This window comes from Microbacterium sp. PAMC21962, assembly GCF_019443465.1.
Lineage (GTDB): Bacteria > Actinomycetota > Actinomycetes > Actinomycetales > Microbacteriaceae > Microbacterium > Microbacterium hominis.
In genome coordinates, this window is the sequence record NZ_CP080381.1 from 2,309,573 (window position 1) to 2,335,728 (window position 26,156).

Here is a 26,156-nt window from a genome sequence, read left to right on the forward strand (position 1 = left end):
GCCGAGACACCCCCGCAGCGAAGGCTTCTCGGGGCGGAAGGTGTTTCTCGGGGCGTCGGGCCGGCCCGCGGCGGTCAGACCCGCTCCCGGCCGCGCAGCAGGACGGCTTCGGCGAGGGCGCGGATGCCGTGGGCCACATCGCCCGCGGAGACGGACTCGTCGGGGTGATGGCTGACCCCGTCGGGGTTGCGCAGGAACAGCATGCCGACGTCGGTCACGGCCCCCAGCGACATGCCGTCGTGCCCGGCACGGCTGAAGATCACGGGCGGGGCGTCCGACCGCGGCGGGAGGGTCGCGCGGATGCCGCCGGCCACCACGTCCTGCAGCAGGGGCGCGCAGAACACCGCCGGCGCGCTGTGCACTTCGCGTGAGCGCCAGCGCAGTCCGCGGCGACCCATGATGTCGTCCAGCTCGCGGGCCAGCGCGTCCCACACGCGGTCGCGTTCGCCGTCGAACTCGCCGCGCAGATCGAGCGAGAACTGCACCTCACCCGGGATCACGTTGACCGCCCCCGGGAACGCCTCGAAGCGGCCCACGGTGCCGACGATGTGATGCTCGGCGGAGCAGATCCGCTCCACGGCCAGGGCGGCCTCGCTCGCGCCCAGCAGCGCGTCACGACGCATGTCGTAGGGCGTCCCCCCGGCGTGACGGGCCTCGCCCTCCACCACCAGCTGGAACCGCCGCGCCGACGCGATCGACGAGACGACGGCGAGAGGCTCCCCGGCCCGGTCGAGCTCGGGCCCCTGCTCGATGTGCGCCTCGAGGTACCCCACCAGCTCGTCCGGTCGCCGCGCGGCCTCCCCGACCCGGGCGGGGTCGAGCCCGAACTCGAGGAACGCCCGGCGCAGGCTCACGCCGTCGGCATCCGCCAGCTCCCACCACGCGTCGTTCCACGTGCCGGCCACGGCGGACGATCCGAGCAGCGCCTTGCCGAACCGGGTGCCCTCCTCGTCGGAGAAGGCGACCACCTCGATCGCGAACGGCAGCGGCACGGTCCAGCCCTCGCCCGCCGGCACGCGCAGCAGCCGCACGACCTCGAGCGCCATCAGCACCCCCGCGATGCCGTCGTAGCGCCCGGCGTCGAGCACCGTGTCCTGGTGCGAGCCCAGCATCAGCGCGGGCGCCGCCGGGTCGCCGATCCGGCCGACCTGGTTGCCCGCGGCATCCTGCCACGTGCGCATGCCCAGCTCGCGCATCCATTCCGCCGCCAGCCGATTGACGCGGGCGTGCTCGGGCGAGAGGTAGACGCGCTCGATGGATGCCGCGTCCGCGCTCACCCGCGCGAGCTCCTCGCACCGGGCCATCACGCGTCGCGCGGCGGCGGCGATGTCATCGGGCGCGGCGCGCAGGAGGGATGCCGCGGTCACGGCGCCCCCGTGGGAGCGGGCGCGCCAGGGGCGTGCAGGGCGGCCGGGGCGGCGGCGAACACGTCGGCCGCGGCCTCGACGCCCCCACCCGCCGGCACCGCGGCACCGAAGCGCCGCAGCACGCTCTCGAGGGCGGCGAGGGTGGTGAGCACGGCATCCTTGCGCGCGTTGTAGCCCATCGTGCCGATGCGCCAGACCTTGCCGTGGAGCGGCCCGAAGGAGGTGCCGATCTCGATGCCGAAGTCCTCGAGCAGGGCCGACCGGGCGGCATCACCGGGAACGCCCTCCGGGATCTCGACCGCCACGACGTTGCTCATCTTGTGGCCGACGTCGCCGAACACGACGAGGCCGAGCGCCTCGACACCGGCGAGCATCGCGCGTCCGGCGAGCTCGTGGCGGGCGATCACGGCCTCGCGACCCTCGACCAGCAGAAGCCGGGCGCACTCCCGGGCGCCGTAGAGCATGCTCGTCGCCTCGGTGTGGTGGTTCAGGCGACGGGGGCCCCAGTAGTCGAGGATCTGGCCCAGGTCGAAGTAGTTCGAGCGGACGAAGTCGGCCGACGACTCGTCGCCGGGCTCGCGGATACCCGCCTCGACCTTCTTGCGCGCCCGGATGACCTCCACCGCCCGCGGGCTCAGCGTGATCGGCGACGATCCGCTCGGACCCCCCAGGCACTTCTGCAGCCCGGCGGTCGCGGCATCCAGTCCCCAGGCGTCTGCCTCGAAGGCGTTCCCGCCCAGCGAGGCGGTGGCGTCGGAGTAGAACAGCACGCCATGGCGGCGGCAGAGCTCGCCGACATCCTCCAGCGGCTGGAGCATCGTGGTCGAGGTGTCGCCCTGCACGAGGGCGAGCAGCGCCGGCTTCACGCGCACGATCGCCTCCTCGATCACGGATGCCGGGAACACCTGACCCCAGTCGGTCTCGATCGTGTGCACCTCGGCGAGCGCCCGCTCGGCGATCTCGGCCAGCAGGTGCCCGAAGCGGCCGAACACCGGGACGAGCACCCGGTCGCCGGGCTTCACGAGCGAGACGATCGCGGCCTCGATGCCGGCACGGCTCGTGCCGTCGACGAGCAGGGTCGCGTCGTTGCGCGTGCTCCAGACGCCGCGGTACAGCTCCTGCGTCTCGGTCATCGTCGCCGTCATGAACGGCTCGTACTGGCCGACCAGCGGCGCCGACATCGCGGTGAGGACGCTCGGGTACGCCGAGATCGGCCCCGGGCCCATGAGCAGGCGGGCGGGCGGGGCGATCGGGCCGGGAAGGGCGGTGGTGCTCATACGGATTCCGTTTCGGTGATGCGGGCGTGGAGGGCGCGGCCGAGGCGCACGAGGGCGATGTCGGTGCCGGCGCGCGAGACGAGGCTGACGCCGACCGGAGCGTCGCCGCGGTCGGTGGCGACCGTGAGCACCGGCACCGACAGCGCGGGGAGGCCGCCGACGGCGGCCGGCGTGGTCAGCCGCAGGGTGTTCTGGCGGACGGCATCCACCTGCGCGCCGGTGGCCGCGCGCGACGGCGCCGGTCCGGGCACCGTCGGCAGCAGCAGCACGGCGTCGCGGACGTGCGCGTGCAGTGCCTCGCGCAGCGGGGCGAGGGCGGCGCGGGCCGCGGCCTCGTCGGCCGCGGTCACGGCGGCAGCCGTCCGGAAGCGCTCGGCCACGGCGGGCCCGGTCGAGCCGGGGTGGGCGCGCAGCCAGTCGCCGGTGTTGCGCCAGGCCTCTGCACCCTGCACCGTCCGGAACGGCACGAGGTAATCGTCGAGGTCGCCCAGCGCGATCTCCTCGACCGGCAGGCCGGAGGCCGCGAGCATCCCCTCGAACGCCGCGCGCGTGGCCGGGTCGGCCGCCGCCAGGGCTTCGACCGGCACGCGGAACCGCCACGGCAGGTCGTCGCCGGAGGCACCGAACACCGATGCGGTCGAGTCGGAGCCGTCGTAGCTCAGGCACCAGTCCGCGACGGCCTGCAGCGTCGCGCCGTCGCGGGTGAGCCACCCGACGGTGTCGAACGACTGCGCGAGCGGGAGCAGGCCCTGGCGCGGCACGAGGTCGTGCGTCGTGCGCAGGCCCCAGAGTCCCTGGTACGACGCCGGCACCCGCACCGACCCGGCGGTGTCGGTGGCGAGGGCGACGTCGGCGTGGCCGAGGGCGACGGCGGAGGCCGGACCGCTCGACGAGCCGCCGGGGAGCGCACCGGGCACCGCGGCGTTGGGCGGGGTGCCGTAGTGTGCGTTGTCGCCGGCGATCGAGTACGCGAACTCGTCGGTGCGGGCGATGCCCCGCAGCGATGCCCCGCCGCGCAGCAGATCGCCCACCGCGGGCGCGCTCGTGGTCTCGGCGCGAGCCGAGGCGAGATAGGCCGGGTTGCCGGCGCCGATGCGATAGCCCTTGATCGCGAAGAGGTCCTTGACGGCCACGGTGAGACCGGCGAGCGGTCCGTCCCACGCGCCCTGGTACAGCGGGTCGCCGACGGTACGCCAGATCGAGCGGTCGAACGCGGCCGAGCGCGGCGTGACGTGCGCGGCGGTGATGAGCCACCGGCCGTCGATCAGCTCCCACACCTGCGTCTGCAGACCGGTGCCGCCCGTCGCGAACCGCGACACCGCGACGATGAGCGCGACCCCGTCGGCGAGCGGCCGGTACTCGACGCGCTCGATGGTGCGGGCCGACACACCGCCGCGAGAGCCGCGGAACGCGCTGATCGCGTCGTGGCCGACCAGCAGTCCGGCGCCGTCGCCGCGGAGAGTGCGGTCGCCGGGCGCGAACGCGGCATCCAGGGCGTCGAGGTCGTTCGCCAGGATCGCCCGCTCGTACGCCTCGAACGCCGCGCGCAGGTCGTCGGGCAGGGGCTGGTCGGCGGTCATCGGTGGCCTCCCCGCCGGTGTTGCTGTGGCGTCGGTGGTGGTGGCGGCGTCCCGAACTCCTCCACCGCGGGCCGCGCAGGCCGCGGGAGGTGCTCAGGGCCGGGCAATCCGGTCGAGTTGGAGGAGTTCGGGACCCCGACCGCGGCGCCCGTCCCCGCCACCCCGGTCACGCCGGGGCTCCCGACGGCGCCGAGGCACCCGGCACCGACCCGGCGGCGGGACCGGCGGCGGGGCGGACGGCGGCGAAGTCCGCCTCGCGGATGCGCGCGTGCACGCCGCAGACGATGTCGACGACCTGCGAGATGTCGAAGTCGGTCGCCGCCGACAGGTAGGCGTAGGCCAGGTGCTCGGCCATGCCGTAGCGCGCCTGCAGCAGATCGAGGGCGGCGCGCACCGCCTTGCGCATCGCCTCGTCGAGATCGACGTCGAGCCCGGTCGGCACGAGGTACTCGTCGGTGCGGACGAGCGGTCCGGTCACCTCGCCGAACGCGGCGAGGGCCTCGGCCCGCGGCACCACGTCGAAGCGCAGCGTCGCGCGCAGCGACGCCTCCAGGGCGGTCAGCGCCACCTCCCCGTCGCCCTGCGCGAAGTGCGGGTCGCCGACGTAGGCGAGCGCGCCGGGCACCTGCACCGGCAGGTACAGCACTGCACCTTCGACGAGCAGGTTGATGTCGATGTTGCCGCCGTGCGCGCCGGGCGGCACCGAGTGCGGCCGCTCCTCGCCGGCGACGGCGACACCCATCGTCCCGAGGAACGGCGCGAGCGGGAACCGCACGACGCGCTCGCCCCCGTCGACCAGGGGCAGGATGCCGCTGCCGTCCGACACCGGCGTGAACACGCTGACGTTCCCGGGCCCCCGCGGGAGCACACCGACCAGCGCGCCCTTGCCGTGCCGGTTGGAGATGACCCCGTAGGGCACCCGCGGGGCGAGGTCGACGACGGTGATCTTCAGCAGATCGCCCACCTCGGCGCCCGCGACGAAGACGGGTCCCGTCACCACGTGCGGGCCGTCGGCGAGCGCATCGCGCGGGACGGTGGCGGCGATCTCGATCGCATCGGTGAGCACGTGCGCGGCCGCCACTCCGTGCCCCGTGAAGTAGCCGAGCGGATCCTGCCCCTGATCGGGGAGGATGCCCTCGTGGCTCACGGTGTCGATGGTCACCGTCTCGCCCGCCGCGATCGTCAGCACCGGTGCGTCCGCGGCGCAGGGCAGTCGCCCCCACAGCACCGTCGCCGGGGATGCCGCGACGTAGTGGTCGCCGGGGATCGCCCCTTCGCGGGGCTGCAGGATCTCGAGGGTCTCGGTCATGATGTCGCTCCTTCGCGCACGTCGTCACCGGCGAACGCACCGGCACGGGGACCGGCACCGGCCAGCAGTTCCACGCCGGGCCGGGCCCGCGCATCGTCATCGCCGGCGCGGTACACGACGGTACCGCCGACGAGCGTCGCGACGACCCCGCCGCGCAGCTCGCGGCCATCCCACGGCGACAGCTTGTGCCGGTACAGCAGCCGCTGCGCGTCGACCGTCCACGACCGCTCCGGAGCGAACACGGTGAGGTTCGCCCGCGCGCCCGGCGCGATGACGCCGAGTCCCGGCATCCCGGCGATGCGCGCCGGTCCGGTCGTGAACAGCGGCAGCAGGCGCTCCAGCGGGATGCCGCGGCGCGCCGCCGCGGTCCAGACGCTCGCGAAGCCCGTCTGCACGCCGGCGATGCCGCCCCAGGCGAGGCCGAAGTCGCCGCCGCCCGCGGTCTTGAGGGCGAGCGTCGCGGGCGAGTGGTCGCTGACGATCGCGTCGATCGTGCCGTCGACGACGCCTTCCCACAGCAAGTCCTGGTTGACGCGGTCGCGGATCGGCGGGCAGCACTTGAACGCGCTCGCCCCGTCGGGCACCTCTTCGGCCGACAGCGTGAGGTAGTGCGGGCACGTCTCGATCGTGAGTCGGATGCCCTCCGCCTTCGCGGCACGGATGAGGTCGAGCGCGTGCCCGTCGGCGACGTGGACGATGTGCGCACGGCCGCCGGTGGCCCGGGCCGCGTCGATCACCGCCGCGATCGCGGCCTCCTCGCTGACGGGCGGACGGCTGCGCAGGAACGCGTCGTAGTGACGACCGAGCTCTCCGTCGGGTCCCGCCCCGACCTCGACGGCGGCCTCGTGCAGGTGGGCCTCGTCCTCCGCGTGGGCGATCAGCAGGCCGTCGAAGGCGGCGAGCTCGGTCAGCGCGGCGCGCAGGCCCGCGCCGTCGAGGTGTCCGAACTCGTCGATGCCGCTCGGCACGAGGAAGCACTTGAAGCCGACGACGCCGGCATCGGCCAGCTCACGCAGGCTGCCGAGGTTCTCGGGGACCGCGCCGCCCCAGTAGCCCACGTCCACGGCGAGCTTTCCGCCCGCGGCGGCCCGCTTCGCGGCGAGCGCCGCGGGCGTGGTGGTCACCGGCACCGAGTTCAGCGGCATGTCGAACAGGGTCGTGATGCCGCCGGCGGCCGCGGCGGCGGTGCCCGTCGCGAAGCCCTCCCAGTCGGTGCGACCCGGCTCGTCCAGGTGCACGTGCGAGTCGACGAGGCCCGGCAGCAGCACCTCGTCGGGAGCGAGCACCACGACCTCGGCGGATGCCGCGGCATCCGCGTCGTCGAGACCGCCGGGCCCGTCGAACCCGTCGAGACCGGCCACCTCTGCGATCACCCCGTCGACGATGCGCACCTGCGCGGGGCGGAACCCTCCGTCGATCCACGCGCGCTCGGCCCGGATCACCCTCACCTCTGCCACGGCGCCGCCTCTCTCGGGAATGGGTCCGACGCTAGCGAGGCGTCGTTTCGCGGGTGTTTCCGCCCGGACGCGCCGGGCTCGAGTGTGAAGCTATAGCTTCATCTTCGCGGCAGGATGTCTCCCGTGTAACGAGCATGTGAAGTCGCCCCTTCACAGATGACGAATCCGGGTCGAATCCCCGGCACCGGGCCGACGGGATGCCGCCGCCCGCTACGCTCTCGACCATGAGCCGCCTGTCCGCCGTCGACGCGTCGCACACCGCCGCGCCCGCGGACGCCGCCGATCGCGCGGCCGCCGGAGACGGCGACGGCGTGGGCGAGCGCCTGCGCGCGCTGCGGATCGCCCGCGGCATGTCGGCGCGCGACCTCGCGAGACGGCTCGGCATCTCGCCCAGCGCCGTCTCGCAGATCGAGCGGGGCGTCATGCGGCCGAGCGTGTCGCGCCTGATCGCCATCACCGACGAGCTCGACGTGCCGTTGACGTCGGTGTTCGACCCCTCCGGCGCACCGGCCCAGACGGGCGCGACGAGCTTCGGGCTGCGCCGCGCCGCCCACGACACGGCGATCCTCCTCGACGACGGCGTCGCCTTCCGCCGCATCTCCCCGGTCGCGACGCCCGGGGTGGACTACTTCGAGTCGACCTATCCGCCGGGGGCGACGGCGCACGGCGAGGGCGGACTGTTCCGCCACGAGGGCTACGAGATCGGCACGGTCGTCTCGGGCGAGCTGACCGTCGACTTCGACGACGAGCGCGTGGTCCTGCGCGCCGGGGACGCGATCAGCTATCCGTGCTCGCGTCCGCATCGACTGCACAACACGTCCTCCGAGCCGGCCGTCGCCCGCTGGCTCATCGTCCACGGAGCCCACTGACATGACCGACGTCCTCGCCCTCCCCGACTTCGACGCCCTCGACCCGGATGCCGCGGCCTCCCTCGTGCGCGTCTGGGCCGCCGTGCCCGCGTGGATCGACGCGGTCGTCGCGGGACGCCCCTACGGCACGCGGGCGGCGCTGGAGGCGCGCGCGGACGAGCTCGCGCGCGCCTGGACGCGCGCCGACTTGGACGGCGCGCTCGCCCACCACCCGCGCATCGGCGACAGACCGCAGGGCGCGAGCGCCGAGGCGCACGCCTCGCGTCACGAGCAGGCCTCGATGTCGACCGCGGAGGCCGCGACGGCCGCCGCGATCGCGGCCGGTAACGCCGCGTACGAGGAGCGCTTCGGCCGGGTGTTCCTCATCCGCGCCGCGGGTCGCAGCCCCGAAGAGATGCGCGCGGAACTCGAGCGACGGCTGCACAACGACGACGAGACCGAGACCGCGGAGGCGCTCGACCAGCTGCGCCAGATCGCGCTGCGACGACTGGAGGCGACGATCGCATGAGCCACGTGACCACGCATGTGCTGGACGGGGCCGCCGGGGCCGCGGCATCCGGCGTCGAGGTGACCCTCGTCGACGCGGACGGCGACGCCCTCGCCGCCGGGAGCACGGACGTCGACGGCCGCCTCGCCCTCGGCCCGGAGGAGCTTCCCGCCGGCACCTACGCGCTCGTGTTCCAGACCGGGGCGTACTTCGCGGCGCGCGACACCGCCACCTTCTACCCCTCGGTCACCGTGACCTTCGCGGTCGCCGACGGCCGGCACCACCACGTGCCGTTGCTGCTGAGCCCCTTCGCCTACTCCACGTACCGCGGCACCTGATCCGCTCCGGCTCCGGCGGGACCGCCCCGGGCGCGGGATGCCGCGCGGTTACCCGGGGGAAACGTCGCGGTGACACGGCATCCGTAGCGTGACGGACATGAAGGTGATCGTCGTCGGAGCCGGTGTCGGGGGAACGAGCGCGGGGATCGCGCTGCAGAGACTCGGGCACGAGGTCGTCATCTACGACCAGATGCGCGAGAACCGGCCCGTGGGCGCGGCGCTGTCACTGTGGCCCAACGGCGTGAAGGTGCTCAACTGGCTCGGACTCGGCGACGAGGTCGCAGCTCTCGGCGGCGACATGGCCGACATGGTCTACCTCGACGGGCACACCGGCGAGACGATGTGCGACTTCTCGCTCGCGCCCGTCACGGCCCAGACCGGGCAGAAACCCTACCCCGTCGCGCGCGCCGACCTGCAGGCGCTGCTGATGGAGCGGTTCGGCCTCGGCGGCATCCACCTCGGCAAGCGACTGACCGGCGTCTCCGACGACGGCACGACCGTGACCGCGACGTTCGCCGACGGCACCACCGACACGGCCGACATGCTCATCGGGGCCGACGGCGCGCGCTCGATCGTGCGCGCCTACGTGCAGCCCGACGGGGCGCCGCCGATCGAGCGGGAGTACTCGGGATACACGAACCTCAACGGGCTCGTGCCGGTGTCGGAGACCATCGGGCGCGCCACCGCCTGGACGACCTACGTCGCCGAGGGCAAGCGCGCCGCCGTCATGCCGATCGCGGGCGACCGCTTCTACTTCTGGTTCGACATCCCGCAGCCGTCGGGACTCCCCTACGAGCGGGGCGACCTCACCCCTCTGCTCGAGGCGTTCGGCGATTGGGCGCCCGGCGTGCAAGAGCTGCTCTCCGCGATCGACCCCGCGACCTCGCTCAACCGCGTGGAGATCTGGGACATCACCCCGTTCGACACCTGGACGAAGGGGCGGGTCGCCATCCTCGGGGATGCCGCGCACAACACCGCCCCCGACATCGGCCAGGGAGCGTGCTCGGCGCTCGAGGACGCCTTCGCCCTCGGCATCGCGTTCGCCACCAACACGCTCGACGTCGCCGATACCCTCCGCCGCTACGCCGCGATGCGGGTCGAGCGGGCGGGCGAGCTCGTGCTGCGGGCACGCAAGCGCGGGTGGGAGACGCACGCCTTCGACCCCGCCGTGACCGACGCCTGGTACGAGAGCCTGCGCGGCACCGACGGCGCCGGCATCATCCGCGGCATCGTCGGCAACATCGAGGACAGCCCCGTCAACCTCGGCGGCGGGTTGCTGCTCGGCTGAGCGGGTCGCTGGGGCGGGTGGGCCGGTGCCCTCCCGACCGAACTGCAAGGGATGCCGCGCGACACGCCGCTACACAGGGGCACCGGCGCGGGGTGTCGCCGCTGCGACCTTGCAGTTGCGCATGTTGGCGGGCGGCGGCATCCGCCATCGCCCGTCCCGACCGAGCTGCAAGGGATCCCGCGCGACACGCCGCCGCGCAGGGCCACCCGCGCGGGGTGTCGCCGCTGCGACCTTGCAGTTGCGCATGTTGGTGGGCGACGGAAGGGCGACGGCCGGGCGGCGGCATCCGCTCGATGCGGCGGCATCAGCCGTCGCCCCTCCCGACCGAACTGCAAGGGATCCCGCGCGACACGCCGCCGCGCAGGGCCACCCGCGCGGGGTGTCGCCGCTGCGACCTTGCAGTTGCGCATGTTGGCGGGCGGCGGGGTGGGGCGGGGCGGACCCAGTCTGAGTGGTTCGCAGGCGCCGAGGACGCGAACGAGTCACCGACCGGTCGTGCCGCGGCATCCGGGCTCACCCGCGGCATCCGCCTCGACCGAACTGCAAGGGATGCCGCGCGACACGCGGCTGCACAGGGGCACCGGCGCGGGGTGTCGCGGCTGCGGCCTTGCAGTTGCGCGCGCAGCGGGCGGCGCAGCTAGCGCGCGGAGGGGTCAGAGGCGGCGGGCGATGGAGGCCGCGACGGTGAGCCACGCGTCGCGGCTCTCGGGCGAGAGCGCGTCGAAGTCGATCGGGCCGCCGTCGACCAGGGCGGCGTCGAACGGCACGTGCACGACCTCAGCGGTCACCTGCGCGAAGTGGCGCTCGAGGCGGTCGGCGAGCTTGCGGTCGGGCTTCGCCGACGGCGCGGCGAGGATCGTCACCGCCTCGTCGATCTTGTGATCGAAGCCCTTCTCGCGCAGGCCGTCGAGGAGCCACGCGGCGCTGGCCGCCGTGTCCTCGCGCACGGTCGAGACGATGACGAGCTGGTCGGCGGCGGCGACGGCCGCGACCCAGTTCGACGCGCGCATGTTATTGCCGGTGTCGACGATCAGCAGGCGGTAGTAGCGCGACAGCACGTCGTGCAGGCGATCGAATCCGGCGGCGTCGATGGTCGAGGATGCCGCGGCATCCTCGTCGGACGCCAGCACGTCGAACCGCGCGTCGACCTGCGTGCGCACGTAGGTGTCGAGGGCGGCGAGGCTGGCACGGTCGGGCGTCGTGAAGCGGTCGAGGTCGTCGAGCAGGTCGACGGCCGTGCGGTGGTGGGGGGCGTGCTGCGCGCGCCAGCCGAGCGTGCCCCGGGTCTCGTTGTTGTCCCACGCGAGGGTCGCACCGCCGCGCTGGGTGCCGAAGGTGGTGGCGAGCAGCAGCGTCGACGTCGTCTTGTGCGCACCGCCCTTGGGGTTGAGGACGACGATCGTGCGCGGCGCGTCGAGTCGTCGCTGCACGAGGCGCTCGCGATCCAGCCGCGATTGCTCCGCCTTTCCGGGCCGCGGGGAGATCGCACCGCCGGTCAGACGCCGGATCGCGCCGCGCCAGCCCTCGGTCGCACGCGGCCGCGCCCGGTCGGCTCGGGAGTTGAGCAGGTCGTCGACCGTCGGCGTCGCGCGCTGCGCGGGGGTGCGCTGAGCGCCCTCCCGCCGCGTCGCACCGCTGCGCAGCGGTCCGTCGACCGTCGCTGTCGCAACGGCGGTCGTCGCCGACGTCGCCGGGGCGGCGGCCGCGGGCTCCGCGGCGGTCTCCGCCGGAACCGACTCCGCGACCGCGGCAGCGGCGGCCGGCGACAGCGGCACCGCCGAGATGGGGGCGGCGACCGAGGATGCCGCGACGGAGGAGACGTCCTCGGCCCCGGGGGTCGCGGCCGGAGCGGAAACCGAAGCCGCCGGAGCGGAAACCGCGGCCGGAGCGGAAGCCACAGCCGGAGCGGAAACCGCGGCCGGGGCCGTGGCCTCCGTGAAGCTGCCGTCGGGGCTGACGACGAGCGCCCACCGGGTGGCGCCGTCGACGACCGTGGCGGTCACCGGCTCGCCGGCCGACGCGGCCATCAGGCGGATGGACTCCACGATGCGACTGCGCAGCCCTTCCTGCGTCGAGGCGAAGACCTCGTCGACCTCACCGGCGAGATGGATCTCGGCGGCGGTCTGCGAGGTGACGAGGACGGTCGGTTCATAAGTCACGCCTACGAGTATCCCATCGACGCCCGCACAACACCCGGGAAGGGGGCTCTCACGCCCCGGCGAGCAGCTCGTCGACGGTGCGTCGCCAGTCGGCATCCCCGTCGGTCGCCGTCAGCGTGAAGCTGCGCTGTGCGACGTCGAGCTCCATGGTCACACGATGCGCGCCCTGCTCCCACCGGAGCAGGCCACGGGTGTCGGCGAGGTCGGCCGTGAACGTGCCGTCGAAGGCGGGATGGGCCGCCCGCAGACGCAGCAGCTCCCCCAGCGCCCGCACGACGGGGCGTTCGAGCTCGAGGTCGATCTCGTCGGCGGTGTAGTGGTGGCGGTTCACGTCGCGGCCGACCCCCGTCGCGCGCAGCAGCTCGACGTCGTTGCGGCCCGCGAACAGTCCCACGTAGTACACCTGCGGGACACCGGGCACCATGAGCTGGACGAGTCGGGCGAGCAGGTAGGCGCGGTCGTCGGCGCCCACGGCGTCGTAGTAGGTGCAGTTCACCTGGTACAGGTCGAGGTTGGATGCCGCGGCTCCCGTCGCGAGGCGACTCGTGCCGCCGCTCGCGTCGTGGATCGCCTCGACGAGCGCGTCGATCTGCGCCGGCGCGAGCAGCCCCGGGACCCCCGGCTTCAGGTCGCTCTCGCCCACGTCGACGATGCCGATGCCGTCGTGCGTGTCGAGCACCGTGATCGTGTTGGCGGGGCGCACGTCGAGCCACTGCGCGAGGGGACGCAGGTCGTGCGCGTGCAGAGCGTGCAGCAGCAGCGGCGGCAGCGCGAAGTCGTAGACGTAGTCCACGCTGCGGGCGATGTCGATCTGCTGCGTGAAGTGGCCGTGCACCTCGAGCAGCACCCGCATGCCGCGGTCGTGGGCGAGCTCGAGGATGCGCCGCGTGTACCGATCGGTGGATGCCGTCATGAAGCAGTCGGTGCCCGCTTCCTTGCCCGTGTAGCCCACGGCATCCAGGCGCAGCATCGTGACACCGGCGGCGCCGAGCGCGTCGAGCACCGAGGTGAGGTAGTCCCAGGCGACCTCGGTGCGCAGGTCGATGTCGACCTGGTCGGCGGTGAAGGTCGTCCAGACGAGACGCTTGCGCCCGCCCAGCTCCATCACGGTGAACGGCAGGCCGGGCCGCGGGCGGTAGATGCGGGCCAGGTCGTCCTCGCGGGCGCCGTCTGGGAAGACGGCGTCGAGCGTGAGGAACATCGGTGCCCAGGGCGAGGCGTCGCCGCGACGGCGCACGTCCAGGAAGGCGTCGGAGTCGGCCGAGACGTGGTTGACGATCACGTCGCTCATCACGACGGCGTCGCCGCTGAGCGCGCGGACGTCGTCCCACGTGCCCAGCCGCGGATCGATGCGGGTGTGGTCGCGGGGGTCGAAGCCCGCGTCCACGCCGTCGAACGGGGTGAAGTAGGGCAGGAGGTGGATGCCGCCGAACATCCCCGACAGTCGTGTGTCGAGCATCTCCTGCACGCCGGCGACGGTGCCGGCGAGGCGGTCGACGTAGGTGATCAGCTGCGGGGGCGTGCCGTTCATGACGGGGTTCTCTCTCTGGGTTCTCGGGTGGGATGCGGAGCGCTACGCGCGCCGGAGGAGACGTCGCAGCCACGCGCGGCGAGCGCGGCGGGCTTCGCGCGACAGCGGCAGCCACGGCGCCATGAGGTCGAACGCGTGCGTGCCGCCCGGCCACACGTGCAGCTCCGCGTCGCCCCCCGCGCGCCAGATGGCATCGGCGAACGCGACGCACTCGTCGCGGAAGGTCTCGGCGGAGCCGACGTCGATGAATGTCGGCGGCAGACCCGCGAGGTCGTCGGCGAGCGCGGGCGAGGCGTAGGCCGACACGCGCCCGGCTCCGTCGGCGCCGCCGAGGTACGCGGCCCAGGCGACCTCGTTGGCCGCGCGGTCCCACGACCCGTGGCCCGCCATCTGGATCGCCGAGGCCGACGCCGACCGGTGGTCGAGCATCGGCGCCTGCAGCAGCAGGCCGGCCGGCCGGGGACCGCCGTGGTCGCGGGCGTACAGTGCGAGCGCCGCCGCGAGGCCCGCCCCGGCGCTCACCCCGGTGAGGACGATGCGGTCGGGGTCGATCTGCGCGGGCGCGTCGGGACCGGCCAGCCACCGCAGGGCGGCCATGGCGTCGTCGAGCGCGGCGGGGAAGGGGTGCTCGGGAGCGAGCCGGTAGTCGACCGACACCACGGCGCAGCCGACGCGGTCGGCCATCGCGGTCACGGCGGGCATCTCCGAATCGGGGGTGCCCGACACGAGGCCGCCGCCGTGCAGGTGCAGCAGCACGGGTACCGGGCGGGGGCACTCCACCGGCAGCGAGACCACGACGGCCACGTCGCCCGTCGCGCCCGGGATCGTGCGCGCGGCGCGCGTGAACGCTCCGTGCTGCGTGAGGTCCGTCATCGGCGCCACCGTCGCGCTCTCGCGCACCCGCACGATGTCGTCGGGGGTGATCGAGACGACGATGTCGTCGAGCTCGTCGAAGGCGCGGGCGACACCCGGGTCGAGCGGCGGCCGCGGGCGGGCCGACGGCGGCGGCGTCATCCCTTCACCGCACCCTGGAGCAGCGCCGCGACGAACTGCCGCTGGAACACCAGGAACACGATCAGGGTCGGCAGCAGGATCAGGATCGACCCGGCGCACAGCAGCGGGATGTCGGTGCCCCACTGACCCTGGAACGCGCCGAGGGCACCGGCCATCGTCCGCTTGGTCGGGTCGTCGACGAGCACGATCGCGAGGAGGAACTGGTTCCACGTCCACAGGAACAGCAGGATCGCGAGCGAGGAGATCGCCGGACCCGACAGCGGCACGTGGATGCGCCAGAACAGCTGCCAGGTGCTGGCGCCGTCGGTGCGGGCGGCCTCGGTCAGCTCGTGGGGCATGTTGACGAAGTGCGCCCGCATCCACATGACGGCGAACGGCATGAACAGACCGATCAGCGGCAGGACGATCGCCCACTGGGTGTTGAGGAGCCCGTAGCTGCGGATCTGGTAGTAGATCGGCACGATGATGCCCTCGATCGGGAGGGTCAGTCCCAGCACGAACACGACGAAGAGGGTGCGCGACAGCGGCACCTTGAGGTGCCCGAGCGCGAATCCGGCGAGCGTCGCGGCGAACAGGCTCACGGGCACGACGCCGAGCTCGATGAGGATGCTGGAGCCCAGCATCTTCAGCATGTCGGCCGACTGGAACGCGAGGAGGAAGTTGTCCCAGTGCGGCTCGTCGGGCCAGGACAGCCCCGCCGGGTAGGTCCCGGGGGCGTGCAGCGCGGTCACGAACAGCGAGATGAACGGGATGATCGTCAGCGCCATGACGACGATGAGCAGGAGGCGGCCGGTCCACACCTCGACGGCGGAGGTCTTCATCAGCTCTCGTCCTTTCCGCGGGTGAGCTTGTTCAGCGGCAGCACGACGGCGAGCACCAGCAGGGTGAGCACGACCGCGAGGGCGGAGGCCTGGCCGACCTGCCGCTCGAAGAACGCGAGGTAGTAGATCTCCAGACCCGGCACCATCGTGCTGCGGCCGGGGCCGCCCTGGGTGGAGATGTAGATGATGTCGAAGCTGCGCAGGGCCCCGATGACGGTGATGAGCACCGCGACGCCGAGCTCCTGCCGGATGGCGGGCAGGGTCACCGTGAAGAACTCGCGGATGGGCCCCGCGCCGTCGATGCGCGCGGCCTCGTAGAGGGCGGGATCGATCTTGGTCATGCCGGCGAGCAGCAGCAGCATGCACAGGCCGAGCGAGACCCACGCGCCGATCACGCCGACGGCGGGCAGAGCGGTGTCGAAGTCGCCGAGCCACGCACGGGTGATGCCGCCGAGCCCGATCGCGCTGAGGAACTGGTTGACCGCACCGTCGGCGGCCAGCAGCCACGTCCACATGATGCCGGCGGCGACCAGCGGGATGACCTGCGGGAGGAACAGGACGGTGCGCGACACGGAGGCCAGACGACTGCCCCCGAGCTTGCGGATCAGCGCAGCGGCGACGAGCCCGACGGTCACCGGGATGATCGAGAAGTACAGGATGAGCGTCAGCGCGTTGACGATGGGTCCGAGCAGCTGCGCGTCGGTGAAGATGCGCACGTAGTTGTCGAGCCCCGCCCACGTGGCGGTCGTGACACCGTTCCAGTCGTAGAACGAGTACTGCACCGTCGAGGCGAGCGGCACGAGCACGAAGAGCGCGTAGAAGACGAAGGCGGGTGCGATCAGCGCGAGACCGACAACCGCCTCCCGCGACCACCGCGCGCGTCGAGCGCGGTGGTCGCGGGCCGGGGCGGCCGCACGGTCCCGCGCAGCCCGGGCCTGCCCGGGCTGCGTGGACGTGCTCATGGGTCAGCCCTTCTTGCTGCTCAGATAGTCGGCCTGTACCTGGGTCAGAAGGCCGGCCGGGGTCTGCTTGCCCGCGAACAGCTCCTGCAGGTTCGGCGTGAGGCTCTTCGCGTAGATCGAGCCGGTGGCGTTGGCGATGAAGTCCATCGAACCGTTGTTCTGCGAGAGCTGCGCGCCCGCGGCCAGGGTCTCGGCCGTCACGGTGCCCTCCTTGACGGCGGGCATGAAGGCGTCGGCGGGACCCATGGGGTGCGATCCGCCCTTCTCCACCGCGATGGTGCGCGCCGTCTCGTTCGTCGCGACCCAGTTGAAGAAGAACGCGGCGCAGTCGGGGTGCGCGGCCTTCGCCGACACGCCGTAGGTGAGCGGAGCCGACATGGCGCCGTTCTGGCCGCCCGCCTCGAGCGGGGGCGACAGGAAGAAGCCCACGTCGCCGGGCATCTGGGTGTCGAAGTTGCCCGACTCCCAGTCGCCGTCGAAGATGAACAGGCTCTGGCCGCTCGTGAAGCGACTGATCATCTGGGAGTAGTCCATCGAGTTGGCGTCGTCGGCGAAGTATCCCGCCGTGATCCACGAGTCGAGGTGCTCCGCGGCCTTGACGTTCTCCGGGGTGTCGATCGTGGCGTCGTCCTTGAGGAAGATCCAGTCGTTGATCGCGCTCGGCTTGCCGTAGCTGGCCATCAGCGCCTGGAGCGGGAAGGCGAGACCGCCGGTCGCCCCGCCGTTGAACTGCGCGATCGGCGTGATCCCGGCATCCTTCGCCTTCTTCAGGTAGGAGTCGAACTCGTCGAGCGTCGTCGGGGCGGAGGTCATGCCGATCTGCGCGGCGAGCTTCTTGTTGTAGAAGACGCCGGTGACCGAGTAGTTGACGCCCATCGCGTAGAGGGAGCCGTCGCCGCGCTGACCCTTGTCGTTGACCCGCAGCTGCTCGAGCTGCGACGACGGCCACTGGTCCCACCCGTAGCCCTTGGCGTAGCCGTCGAGGTTGTAGAGCAGGTTGTCGTTCACGAGGTCGACGATCGTGGGCAGGCGCATGATGTCCGGCGGCGAGTCGACGAGCACACGCGGGGCGTTCTGCGTGATGACCGCGAACTGGTCTTCACGCGTGTCGAACGTGACGTTCGGGAACTGCTTGGTGAACTCCGCCGTGAGGTCGTTGAACAGCGGGAATCCGGTCTCGACGTACGCGCTGAGGGTGACCGGATCGGTTCCACAGCTCAGGACCACGTCGCTGGACGCGGCCGGGGTGCTGGAGGTGTCGGCCCCGGGAGGAGCGCAGGCGGTGAGGGCCACTCCTGCGATCACGGTCGTGGCGACGACAGCGGAGGCGCGCAGGCGCTTCGTGTTCGACATCATTGTCTGCCTTTCCATGCAGTTTCTCGGTGCGAGGATGGAGTTTGCTGCTATACCGATTCAGCTCGCGTGCTAAAACGTACTAGCGGAGATCGACGCGCGCAACCCCCTCATCGAACCGGGGACGCCGACGACGGAATCAGGGAGGACCGCGTGGTCAGGAAACGGGTGACCCTGTCGCAGGTCGCACAGGAGGCGGGGGTCGCGGCATCCACGGCCTCGCTCGTGCTGGCGGGCCGCGCCGACGAGCTGCGCATCTCCGCCACGGCGCAGGAGCGCGTGCGCGAGGCGGCCCGCCGGCTCGGGTACCGGCCGAACGCGCTGTCGGCCGGCCTGCGCACCGGCTCCACGCGCACGCTCGGCTTCGTCTCGGACTCGGTCGCGTCGTCGCAGCTGGCCGGCGAGATGATCCGCGGCGCCATCGAGGCCGCCCGCGCCCGGGGCTACATGGTGTTCGTCGGCGAGACGGGCGGCGACGGCCAGCTCGAACGCGACCTGCTCGACGCGATGTTCGACCGCCAGGTCGACGGCATCGTGCTCGCCACCATGCTCACCCACGCCCGCACGATCCCCACCGCCGCGACACGGATGCCGACGGTGCTGCTCAACATCGAGCCCGACGGCGACACCGATCTCGTGCAGGTGCTGCCCGACGAGTACCGCGCCGGCCGCGAGGCGGCGCGGCTGCTGGTCGACACGGGCCACCGCCGCATCCACCTCATCGGCGTCGGGGACGACCCGGCGCACGCGCACCCGTTCGCCCTCGCCGCCGCGCAGCGCCTGCGCGGCGTGCTGGACGTGCTGGCCGAGGAGGGGCTGCGCGTGGCATCCGCTCAGCCGGCCGGCCAGTGGCTGCCGCCCGAGGGCTTCCGCCTGACCACGGCGCTCGTCGAACGGGGCGAGCCCGCCGACGCCCTGCTGTGCTTCAACGACCGGCTCGCGATGGGCGCGTACCAGGCGCTGCAGGAGGCCGGGGTACGGGTGCCCGACGACGTGTCGGTGCTGTCGTTCGACGACACCCCGTTCGCGCGCTGGCTGCGACCCGGGCTCACGACGTTCGCGTTTCCGCAGCGGGCGCTCGGCCGGCGGGCGACCGACGAGCTCATCGACCTGATCGAGCGCGCCCGCGACGACGGGGACGAGGGCGCGGGCCCCGGTGCGGCCGTGCACCTGATCCCCCTGCCGCTGCGCACGCGCGAGTCGGTCGCCGAGCGCGGCTGACCGGGGGACCTCAGACCCGGAACACCGAGTGGACCGGGCCGCAGACCTCGCGGCCGCCGAGCTCGACCAGCTCCATGAGCACGGCGGTTCCCGCCAGCTGCAGCCCCAGCTCGTCCACGAGCTGCTGCCCCGCGCGAAGGGTGCCGCCGGTCGCGAGGATGTCGTCGACGAGCAGCACGCGCGTTCCCGGGGCGAGGTCGGCGCTCATCTCGATCTCGGCCGTGCCGTACTCGAGCGCGTAGGCGACCGACGCCGCGGGCCGCGGCAGCTTCCCCGCCTTCCGGATCGGCGCCATACCGACGCCGGCCGCGACCGCGACGGCTCCGGCGAGCATGAAACCGCGGGCCTCGATGCCCGCGACGACGTCGAAGCGCCCCGCGAACGGCTCCACGACGGCATCCACCACCGTGCGCAAGGCGACGGCGTCGGCCAGCAGAGGCGAGATGTCGCGGAACAGCACCCCGGGTTCGGGGAAGTCGGGGATGCCGGCGATGAGCGATTCGGCGTGGGCGAGAGCCTCGGAAGTCACCGGTCAAGGCTAGCCGCCGGTACGCGCGGCCCCGCGCGCGGCGGCGCGGCCCGGGTTTGTCGGGGGCCGCGGCGCGGGGCGCGTGACGAACGTCGGAGTTTCGGTCGGGCCCGGGCCGGGTGGCGCCGTGTCGGCGGGGGCCGGCGGCGGATCTCCGACGCTCGTCACGGGGCCGGCCGGCGCGGCCCGGGTTTGTCGGGGGGGCCGGGGCGCGGGGTTAGTCGGGGGCCACAGCGGGGCGCGTGACGAACGTCGGAGTTCCGGTCGACCCCGGGCCGGGTGGCGCCGTGCCGACGGCGGCCGGCGGCGGATCTCCGACGCTCGTCACGGTGGGCCGGCGCGACCGCCGGGCAATCGACCCGGCAGCCGGCCGCCGCGCGACCCGTGCCCCGTGACCCTGCGACCCCGTGACCCCGTGCGCAAGCGCTTGCGCTATCCTGGTGCGCATGACGTCGCAGCTGACCTCCTCCCTTCCCGACATCGGCGAGAGCCGCCCGGGCGCCGAATGGTGGCGCACCGCGGTGATCTACCAGATCTACCCGCGGTCGTTCGCCGACGCGTCCGGCGACGGCATCGGCGACCTTCCCGGCGTGACCGCGCACCTGGACGACCTGCGCGCGCTCGGCGTGGACGCCGTGTGGCTGAGCCCCTTCTACCGTTCGCCGCAGAAGGATGCCGGCTACGACGTCGCCGACTACCGCGACGTCGACCCGCTGTTCGGCACGCTCGCCGACTTCGACGCCATGCTGGCCGCCGCGCACGACCGCGGCATCCGCGTGATCGTCGACCTCGTGCCCAACCACAGCTCCGACCGGCACGTCTGGTTCCAGGAGGCGCTCGCCGCGGCCCCCGGCAGTGCCGCGCGCGCCCGCTATCTCTTCCGCGACGGCAAGGGCGAGAACGGGGAGCTGCCCCCGAACAACTGGGAGTCGGTCTTCGGCGGCCCGGCCTGGACCCGCGTCACCGAGGCCGACGGCACGCCCGGCCAGTGGTACCTGCACCTGTTCGACACGAGCCAGCCCGACTTCGACTGGTCCAACCCCGAGGTGCAGGAGGAGTTCCGCGGCATCCTGCGGTTCTGGCTCGACCGCGGCGTCGACGGCTTCCGCGTCGACGTGGCGCACGGTCTGGTCAAGTCCGACGGCCTGCCCGACCACCTGCCCGCCGTGGATGCCGACAGCATGGGCGGCTCCGACGAGGACGTGCCCTACTGGGGGCAGGACGGCGTGCACGAGATCTACCGCGACTGGCATCGCGTGCTCGCGGCGTACGACGGCGACCGCGCCCTCTGCGCCGAGGCATGGCTGCCGACCGTCGATCGCACGGCGGAGTGGGTGCGCTCCGACGAGATGCACCAGGCGTTCAACTTCCCCTATCTGATGACCGAGTGGGATGCCGCGGCCATCCGCGAGGTCATCTCCGAGTCGCTGCGCGCGTTCCCCGCGGTCGGCGCCCCGGCGACCTGGGTGCTCTCCAACCACGACGTCGTGCGCCACGCGTCGCGGCTCGCACTGACCGCCGAGAACCCGCAGGGCCACGGCATCGGTCCCGACTCGCCCGGCCAGCCGATCCCCGAGGTGGGGCTGCGCCGTGCCCGCGCGGCGACGGCGGTCATGCTGGCGCTTCCGGGCTCCGCGTACCTCTACCAGGGCGAGGAGCTGGGCCTTCCCGAGGTCATCGCGCTGCCGCCGGAGTCGCGGCAGGACCCGACGTGGTTCCGCACCGACGGCGAGCGCTACGGCCGCGACGGATGCCGCGTGCCGATCCCGTGGACGGCGGATGCCCCGGCCTACGGCTTCAGCCCCGACGGACAGTCGTGGCTGCCGCAGCCCGCCGAGTGGGCCACGCTCGCCCGCGATGTCCAGGAGGGCGACCCCGATTCGACGCTGTGGCTGTACCGCACGCTGCTCGCGACGCGACGCGCGGAGGGCCTCGGCGGGGCGAGCCTCGAGTGGCTGGACGGCTACGGCGACGACGTGATCGCGTTCCGCTCGGGCGCGGTCACCGTCGTCGCCAACGCCGGCACCTCCCCGGTGGCCCTGCCGTCGGGCACGGTGTTGGTCGCCAGCGAGCCGTTCGACGGCGCGGAGCTTCCCGCCGATGTCGCGGTGTGGATGCTCGCGGACTGACATGACCGGCATCGAGGAGGTCGCGCACGCCGCCGGCGTCTCCACGGCGACGGTGTCGCGCGCCCTCAGCGGCCGGGGCCGGCTGTCCGAGGCGACCCGCGCACGCGTGCGGGCCGCGGCCGCTGATCTCGGGTATGTCGTGTCGGCCGCGGCATCCACGCTCGCCTCGGGTCGCGCCGAGAACATCGGCGTGATCGTGCCGTTGCTGGATCGCTGGTTCTTCGCGACGGTGCTCGACGGCATCGCCGCGCAGCTCGCGCCCCGCGGCTACGACATGACGCTCTACAACCTCACCGACGACCCCGCCCAGCGGCGCAACCTGTTCGAGACGTCGCTGCGGCGGCGGCGCGTCGACGGCCTGATCGTGCTGTCGGTGGAGCTGAGCGCCGACGAACTGCGCCAGCTCGACGATCTGCCCGTGCCGGTCGTGGGGCTCGGCGTGCCGCACGCCGAGCTGAACGGGCTGCGGGTCGACGACACGGCCGTGGGCCGGCTCGCCACGGAACACCTGCTCGAACTCGGGCACCGCGACATCGTGCACCTCGGCTGGAGCCTGCCCGACGATGCGGGCGAGACGCTCGACATCCCCACCCGGCGGCGTCGCGGGTTCGCGCAGGCGATGACGGATGCCGGGGTCACGGCGCCCCGTTTCGTCGCGGCCGACTTCACCGTCGACGGCGCGCGGCGCGTCGCGCGCGATCTCCTCGCGGGCCCCGACGCGCCCACGGCGATCTTCGCCGCGTCCGACGAGATGGCGTACGGCGTCCTCTCCGCGGCCCGCGAGCTGGGCATCGAGCTGCCCGGCCGGCTCTCGGTCATCGGCGTCGACGGGCACGAGCTGGGGAGCCTGTTCGACCTGACCACGATCGCGCAGTTCCCGCATGCCCAGGGCGAGCGGGCCGGTCAGGCGGTTCTCGCGGCCCTCGGCGTCGACGGGGTGCCGATGCCCTCGGCATCCCTGCCCTTCGAGCTCGTCGCCCGGGGTTCCACCGCGCCGCCGCGCTGACCGGCCCGGCCGGCGGGCGCGCCGTGTTCCCTGTTCCGTATTCAGTCTCCGCCGCGGCCGCTCGGCGCCCGTGCCGCGGAACGACGCGGGCCGTGCCGGATGCCGCGTCCGCCCAGACTGAATACGGCATGGGCATGCCGCAACGCGACGCCGCGTACTCTCGATGGCATGAGCATCGACCTCGAAGCCCTCTACATCGACCTGCACCGCCACCCGGAACTGTCCTTCCAGGAGACCCGCACCGCGGGCGTCATCACGCGCGAGCTGACGGCGCTCGGGCTCGACTACGTCGAGGGCCTGGGCACGACCGGCGTCGCGACGAGCATCACCGGCACCGGCGCGGGCGAGGGCCCGGTCGTGTGGCTGCGCGCCGACATGGACGGCCTGCCCGTCGCCGAGCAGACCGGACTCGCGTACGCGAGCACGGCCCGCGGCGTCGACCCGGCGGGCACCGAGGTGCCGGTCATGCACGCGTGCGGACACGACATGCACGTGACCGCGCTGCTGGGGGCGCTGGAGCGGCTCGCCGCGACGCGCGACGAGTGGTCGGGAACGGTCGTCGCCGTGTTCCAGCCCGCGGAGGAGTACGGCGCCGGGGCGCAGGCGATGATCGCCGACGGCGTGCTCGACCGCTTCCCGAAGCCCGACATCGTGCTCGGCCAGCACCTCACGCCGCTGCCCGCGGGCACCATCGGCGTGCGCCCGGGAACGCAGATGGCCGCCTCCGACGGCCTGACGGTGCGCCTCCTCGGACGCGGCGGTCACGGATCGCGCCCCCACGCCACGATCGACCCGGTCGTCATGGCGGCGGCGACCGTCATGCGCCTGCAGACCATCGTGTCGCGCGAGATCGATCCGCGGGAGATGGCCGTCGTCACCGTCGGCTCGATCCACGCCGGCCTGAAGAACAACATCATCCCTGCCGAGGCGAAGCTCGAGCTGAGCCTGCGCTACCCCGACGATGAGGCACGCGCCGACGTGCTGGCACGGGTGGAGCGCATCGTGCGGGCGGAGGCCGCGGCATCCGGAGCGGAGCAGGAGCCGGTCATCACGACCGACCACTCGCTCCCGCCGACGATCAACGACCACGAGGCCACCGCGCGCCTGACCGCCGCCTGGGACCGCGCCTTCGGCGAGGGCACGGTCGTCGACCCCGGCATGTTCACCGGCAGCGAGGACGTCTCGTGGTTCGCCCGCGAAGCGGACGTGCCGCTCGTGTACTGGTTCTGGGGCGGGCTCGACCCCCAGCAGTTCGCGGATGCCGTGGCCCGCGGCACCGTCAACGAGGACATCCCCACCAACCACTCGCCGTTCTTCGCGCCGCTGCTGCACCCCACCATCGAGCGCGGGGTGGACGCGCTCGTCGTCGCCGCCCGGGAGTTCCTCGGATGAGCCTCGAAGACCTCTTCGGCCCTCAGCCGGACGAGCCGGAACGACCGTCACCGGCGGGGCGCGAACCGAAGCCCCCGCGCGAACCGAAACCCCCGCGCGAGCCCCGCCCGCCGCGCGAACCCCGCCCTCCGCGCGAGCCGAAACCGCCGCGCGAACCGCGCGATCCGAGTGACGGCCGATCGCGCGGCACGCTCGTCCTCGGCATCGTCGCGGGCGTGCTGGCCGTCGCCGTGGTGGCGGTGCTCGGCTTCGCCCTCACCCGCCCGTCCGACTCGGCGCAGCCCGCGGGTCCCGCGCCCGCCGATTCGTCCGCGGCGGCGTCGGTCCCGGCATCCACCCCGACGCCGACACCCAGCCCGACCGACGCGACCGCCCTGGGGCTCACGCTGTCGGCCACCGGCTTCACGCTGCAGACGAGCTCCGGGGCCCCGCTCACCTACCGGTGGGCGGACGATCCCACGGCCGCGATCGCCGCGCTGACGACGGCCTTCGGAGCCGCCCCCACCCAGCGGACGCAGGCCGGCGACGGCTCGACCCTGCCGGACTACACGGTGTACTCGTGGAGCGGCTTCTCGCTGTTCGAGATGGTGCCGACCGCGGCGCTCACGCGCGAGAGCTTCTCGCAGCCCGCCTACGCGCTGTTCACCGCGAACGAGGTCAACGGGGTCGCGATCACGGCGGAGTTCGGCCTGAAGATCGGCATGACCGCGGACCAGGTGCGGGCGCTGACGCCGCCGCCGGCGAGCGAGACGGCGCGCGCGTCCGGCAGCATCCGTTTCGGGTTCGACCCGCAGCGGTCCTCGTTCAAGAACGGCGTGCCGTCGTACAGTGTCTTCGCCGACACCGACGGCGCGGACGGCCCCATCGGGACGATCCTGTACTTCTACGCGCCGCAGTAGCCCCCGCCGACGGGGCGGCCGCCGGTCCGGTCGTCCCGTCCCGCATTCACGACTGCGGAGCGCCGTGCCCCGCCTCCGCGGAGGAGCCCTCCGGCGCGGTCGCCGCGACCGTCTCTCCGGCCCGACCGCTCTCGCGTGCGTCGACGAGCTGCTGGCCGGTCAGCAGTCCCGGCAGGCCGCGCCCGCCGCGCGTGGTGAACACGAGCACCACGGATGCCACGACGAACACGAACTGGGCGATCGACCAGGGCGCGGGCAGCAGCCCGAGCAGGAGGTACCCGCCGATCCCGGTCAGGAAGCGCAGCGGCCGTGACACCGGCGCCGGCAACGGCCCGCCCCGGTAGCGCAGCTCGACGGCGAGATCACCGGGTGTGCGGCCCGTCGCGAGCACCACGACGGCCCAGACCGCGATCGGCGACGCCGTCATGACGAAGCGGCCCGCGGCGCCGTCGAGCACGGCGGCGTGATCGCGCACGACGTACTCCAGGAACACCTGGACCGCGATCGCCGACCCATAGGCGACGAGGCCGCTTCCCAGCAGGTCGCAGAACATCGCGAGCAGTCGCCGCCCCCGCGTGACCGGATGCGGACGCGACCCGGCATCCGCCACCCGGCTGCCCCACAGGCGTCGGGGCACGAGGAAGCCGACCAGCGAGCCGACCACGGCGCCGACCGTGTTGGTCAGCAGGTCGTCGACGTCGAACACGCGGTACGCGCACGGGTACAGCCCCCACACGCCGGTCAGTTGCGTGGTCTCGATCGTCAACGACACGAGGGCGCCCGTGACGAAGGCCACGAGGATGCCGCGGCCGCCGAGCACCCGGAGGAAGAAGCCGAGCGGCGCGAACAGCAGCACGTTCAGCGCGAGCTGGAGGACGGCGAAGTCGGTGAGGCTCCGCGCACCGCGCAGGTCGTCGACGAACGCCCAGACATCGAGGTTGACCCCGGCGCAGGCGTACACCTCGGCGTCGGGAAGGGGAAGGAGCGTATACGTCCAGATGGCCCAGAAGTAGACGAGGGCGGCCGCCCACAGCGCGAAGCGGCCGACGGTGAGACGCCCGCGACGGCGGTAGCTGAGCGCCACGAACGGCACGAACAGCACGATCCCGACGACGAATCCGATGCCGATCGCGACCGCACCGGAGTAGACCTCATTCCCCATGCTCCG

The 26,156-nt window shown here is 73.2% G+C and carries 22 protein-coding genes; 9 read left to right on the top strand and 13 right to left on the bottom strand.

Features of this window, described 5'->3' with window-relative positions; all coding sequences use genetic code 11:
* Positions 1 to 74: 74 nt before the first annotated feature.
* The 5 genes from KY498_RS11100 to allB all read right to left on the bottom strand — a co-directional run bounded on the left by KY498_RS11100 (position 75) and on the right by allB (position 6,990).
* On the bottom strand, positions 75 to 1,367 hold the full coding sequence (locus tag KY498_RS11100) for a Zn-dependent hydrolase (protein ID WP_191009365.1): 1,293 nt from the start codon (positions 1,365 to 1,367) through the stop codon (positions 75 to 77).
* The gene (locus KY498_RS11105) at positions 1,364 to 2,644 is read right to left on the bottom strand and encodes an alanine--glyoxylate aminotransferase family protein (RefSeq protein ID WP_191009364.1); all 1,281 of its coding nucleotides are present in this window, start codon (positions 2,642 to 2,644) and stop codon (positions 1,364 to 1,366) included. The genes KY498_RS11100 and KY498_RS11105 overlap by 4 nt, the downstream gene beginning before the upstream one ends.
* Positions 2,641 to 4,224: an AtzH-like domain-containing protein gene (locus KY498_RS11110; RefSeq protein WP_219879372.1), complete on the bottom strand. Its 1,584-nt coding sequence runs from the start codon at positions 4,222 to 4,224 to the stop codon at positions 2,641 to 2,643. Before KY498_RS11110 ends, KY498_RS11105 begins: the two co-directional genes overlap by 4 nt.
* A 166-nt stretch (positions 4,225 to 4,390) precedes the next feature.
* The gene (locus tag KY498_RS11115) at positions 4,391 to 5,533 is read right to left on the bottom strand and encodes an acetamidase/formamidase family protein (RefSeq protein WP_191009362.1); all 1,143 of its coding nucleotides are present in this window, start codon (positions 5,531 to 5,533) and stop codon (positions 4,391 to 4,393) included.
* A complete protein-coding gene (gene allB, locus KY498_RS11120) occupies positions 5,530 to 6,990 on the bottom strand; it encodes an allantoinase AllB (protein ID WP_191009361.1) in 1,461 nt (486 codons plus the stop codon). The genes KY498_RS11115 and allB overlap by 4 nt, the downstream gene beginning before the upstream one ends.
* Positions 6,991 to 7,214: 224 nt before the next feature.
* Here allB and KY498_RS11125 point away from each other — a divergent pair, with 224 nt between their 5' ends.
* The 4 genes from KY498_RS11125 (at position 7,215) to hpxO (ending at position 9,972) form a co-directional block, all read left to right on the top strand.
* Positions 7,215 to 7,859, top strand: a complete 645-nt coding sequence (locus KY498_RS11125; RefSeq protein WP_191009360.1) for a helix-turn-helix domain-containing protein — start codon at positions 7,215 to 7,217, stop codon at positions 7,857 to 7,859.
* 1 nt (position 7,860) lies between these two features.
* A complete protein-coding gene (uraD, locus tag KY498_RS11130; RefSeq protein ID WP_191009359.1) occupies positions 7,861 to 8,367 on the top strand; it encodes a 2-oxo-4-hydroxy-4-carboxy-5-ureidoimidazoline decarboxylase in 507 nt (168 codons plus the stop codon).
* The gene (uraH, locus tag KY498_RS11135; RefSeq protein WP_101305288.1) at positions 8,364 to 8,684 is read left to right on the top strand and encodes a hydroxyisourate hydrolase; all 321 of its coding nucleotides are present in this window, start codon (positions 8,364 to 8,366) and stop codon (positions 8,682 to 8,684) included. Before uraD ends, uraH begins: the two co-directional genes overlap by 4 nt.
* Before the next feature lie 97 nt (positions 8,685 to 8,781).
* The gene (gene hpxO / locus KY498_RS11140; protein ID WP_191009358.1) at positions 8,782 to 9,972 is read left to right on the top strand and encodes an FAD-dependent urate hydroxylase HpxO; all 1,191 of its coding nucleotides are present in this window, start codon (positions 8,782 to 8,784) and stop codon (positions 9,970 to 9,972) included.
* A gap of 653 nt (positions 9,973 to 10,625) precedes the next feature.
* Here the strand turns inward: hpxO and KY498_RS11145 are convergent.
* Genes KY498_RS11145 through KY498_RS11170 form a run of 6 tightly spaced genes read right to left on the bottom strand, consistent with a single transcriptional unit; the run spans position 10,626 to position 17,830 of the window.
* Positions 10,626 to 12,131: a chromosome partitioning protein gene (locus KY498_RS11145; RefSeq protein ID WP_219879373.1), complete on the bottom strand. Its 1,506-nt coding sequence runs from the start codon at positions 12,129 to 12,131 to the stop codon at positions 10,626 to 10,628.
* A gap of 49 nt (positions 12,132 to 12,180) precedes the next feature.
* Positions 12,181 to 13,662: a sucrose phosphorylase gene (gene gtfA / locus KY498_RS11150; RefSeq protein ID WP_191009356.1), complete on the bottom strand. Its 1,482-nt coding sequence runs from the start codon at positions 13,660 to 13,662 to the stop codon at positions 12,181 to 12,183.
* 42 nt (positions 13,663 to 13,704) lie between these two features.
* Entirely contained in the window at positions 13,705 to 14,676 is a 972-nt protein-coding gene (locus KY498_RS11155) for an alpha/beta hydrolase (RefSeq protein ID WP_101305285.1), read from the bottom strand.
* Positions 14,673 to 15,497, bottom strand: coding sequence for a carbohydrate ABC transporter permease (locus KY498_RS11160; protein ID WP_101305284.1), 825 nt, complete (start codon positions 15,495 to 15,497; stop codon positions 14,673 to 14,675). Before KY498_RS11160 ends, KY498_RS11155 begins: the two co-directional genes overlap by 4 nt.
* The gene (locus KY498_RS11165; RefSeq protein WP_061782430.1) at positions 15,497 to 16,459 is read right to left on the bottom strand and encodes a carbohydrate ABC transporter permease; all 963 of its coding nucleotides are present in this window, start codon (positions 16,457 to 16,459) and stop codon (positions 15,497 to 15,499) included. The genes KY498_RS11160 and KY498_RS11165 overlap by 1 nt, the downstream gene beginning before the upstream one ends.
* A gap of 3 nt (positions 16,460 to 16,462) precedes the next feature.
* Positions 16,463 to 17,830, bottom strand: a complete 1,368-nt coding sequence (locus KY498_RS11170) for an ABC transporter substrate-binding protein (RefSeq protein WP_258186350.1) — start codon at positions 17,828 to 17,830, stop codon at positions 16,463 to 16,465.
* 150 nt (positions 17,831 to 17,980) lie between these two features.
* Between KY498_RS11170 and KY498_RS11175 the strand changes: the two genes are divergently transcribed.
* Positions 17,981 to 19,033 carry a LacI family DNA-binding transcriptional regulator gene (locus KY498_RS11175; RefSeq protein ID WP_223848782.1) on the top strand — a complete coding sequence of 351 codons (1,053 nt, stop codon included), beginning with the start codon at positions 17,981 to 17,983 and terminating at the stop codon, positions 19,031 to 19,033.
* Positions 19,034 to 19,043: 10 nt separating this feature from the next.
* On the opposite strand, the gene KY498_RS11180 is transcribed toward KY498_RS11175, so the two are convergent.
* Positions 19,044 to 19,562, bottom strand: a complete 519-nt coding sequence (locus KY498_RS11180) for an adenine phosphoribosyltransferase (RefSeq protein ID WP_191009354.1) — start codon at positions 19,560 to 19,562, stop codon at positions 19,044 to 19,046.
* Positions 19,563 to 20,008: 446 nt separating this feature from the next.
* Between KY498_RS11180 and KY498_RS11185 the strand changes: the two genes are divergently transcribed.
* The 4 genes from KY498_RS11185 (at position 20,009) to KY498_RS11200 (ending at position 24,988) form a co-directional block, all read left to right on the top strand.
* Positions 20,009 to 21,691 carry an alpha-amylase family glycosyl hydrolase gene (locus tag KY498_RS11185; protein ID WP_191009352.1) on the top strand — a complete coding sequence of 561 codons (1,683 nt, stop codon included), beginning with the start codon at positions 20,009 to 20,011 and terminating at the stop codon, positions 21,689 to 21,691.
* 1 nt (position 21,692) lies between these two features.
* Positions 21,693 to 22,697 (top strand): LacI family DNA-binding transcriptional regulator, encoded by a 1,005-nt coding sequence (locus KY498_RS11190; protein WP_191009351.1) that lies wholly within the window; start codon positions 21,693 to 21,695, stop codon positions 22,695 to 22,697.
* A gap of 168 nt (positions 22,698 to 22,865) precedes the next feature.
* Positions 22,866 to 24,089: an amidohydrolase gene (locus KY498_RS11195; protein ID WP_191009350.1), complete on the top strand. Its 1,224-nt coding sequence runs from the start codon at positions 22,866 to 22,868 to the stop codon at positions 24,087 to 24,089.
* Between the two features lie 215 nt (positions 24,090 to 24,304).
* The gene (locus KY498_RS11200; protein ID WP_223848781.1) at positions 24,305 to 24,988 is read left to right on the top strand and encodes a hypothetical protein; all 684 of its coding nucleotides are present in this window, start codon (positions 24,305 to 24,307) and stop codon (positions 24,986 to 24,988) included.
* A gap of 46 nt (positions 24,989 to 25,034) precedes the next feature.
* Here the strand turns inward: KY498_RS11200 and KY498_RS11205 are convergent, their stop codons facing one another.
* The gene (locus KY498_RS11205; RefSeq protein ID WP_101305278.1) at positions 25,035 to 26,150 is read right to left on the bottom strand and encodes a VanZ family protein; all 1,116 of its coding nucleotides are present in this window, start codon (positions 26,148 to 26,150) and stop codon (positions 25,035 to 25,037) included.
* Positions 26,151 to 26,156: the final 6 nt, after the last annotated feature.

Coding starts and splice junctions, on each gene's coding strand:
- KY498_RS11105 (WP_191009364.1), bottom strand. CDS start 2,644: ATGAGCACCACCGCCCTTCCCGGCCCGATCGCCCCGCCCGCCCGCCTG.
- KY498_RS11110 (WP_219879372.1), bottom strand. CDS start 4,224: ATGACCGCCGACCAGCCCCTGCCCGACGACCTGCGCGCGGCGTTCGAG.
- KY498_RS11115 (WP_191009362.1), bottom strand. CDS start 5,533: ATGACCGAGACCCTCGAGATCCTGCAGCCCCGCGAAGGGGCGATCCCC.
- KY498_RS11125 (WP_191009360.1), top strand. CDS start 7,215: ATGAGCCGCCTGTCCGCCGTCGACGCGTCGCACACCGCCGCGCCCGCG.
- uraD (WP_191009359.1), top strand. CDS start 7,861: ATGACCGACGTCCTCGCCCTCCCCGACTTCGACGCCCTCGACCCGGAT.
- uraH (WP_101305288.1), top strand. CDS start 8,364: ATGAGCCACGTGACCACGCATGTGCTGGACGGGGCCGCCGGGGCCGCG.
- hpxO (WP_191009358.1), top strand. CDS start 8,782: ATGAAGGTGATCGTCGTCGGAGCCGGTGTCGGGGGAACGAGCGCGGGG.
- gtfA (WP_191009356.1), bottom strand. CDS start 13,662: ATGAACGGCACGCCCCCGCAGCTGATCACCTACGTCGACCGCCTCGCC.
- KY498_RS11155 (WP_101305285.1), bottom strand. CDS start 14,676: ATGACGCCGCCGCCGTCGGCCCGCCCGCGGCCGCCGCTCGACCCGGGT.
- KY498_RS11160 (WP_101305284.1), bottom strand. CDS start 15,497: ATGAAGACCTCCGCCGTCGAGGTGTGGACCGGCCGCCTCCTGCTCATC.
- KY498_RS11165 (WP_061782430.1), bottom strand. CDS start 16,459: ATGAGCACGTCCACGCAGCCCGGGCAGGCCCGGGCTGCGCGGGACCGT.
- KY498_RS11170 (WP_258186350.1), bottom strand. CDS start 17,830: ATGGAAAGGCAGACAATGATGTCGAACACGAAGCGCCTGCGCGCCTCC.
- KY498_RS11185 (WP_191009352.1), top strand. CDS start 20,009: ATGACGTCGCAGCTGACCTCCTCCCTTCCCGACATCGGCGAGAGCCGC.
- KY498_RS11190 (WP_191009351.1), top strand. CDS start 21,693: ATGACCGGCATCGAGGAGGTCGCGCACGCCGCCGGCGTCTCCACGGCG.
- KY498_RS11195 (WP_191009350.1), top strand. CDS start 22,866: ATGAGCATCGACCTCGAAGCCCTCTACATCGACCTGCACCGCCACCCG.
- KY498_RS11205 (WP_101305278.1), bottom strand. CDS start 26,150: ATGGGGAATGAGGTCTACTCCGGTGCGGTCGCGATCGGCATCGGATTC.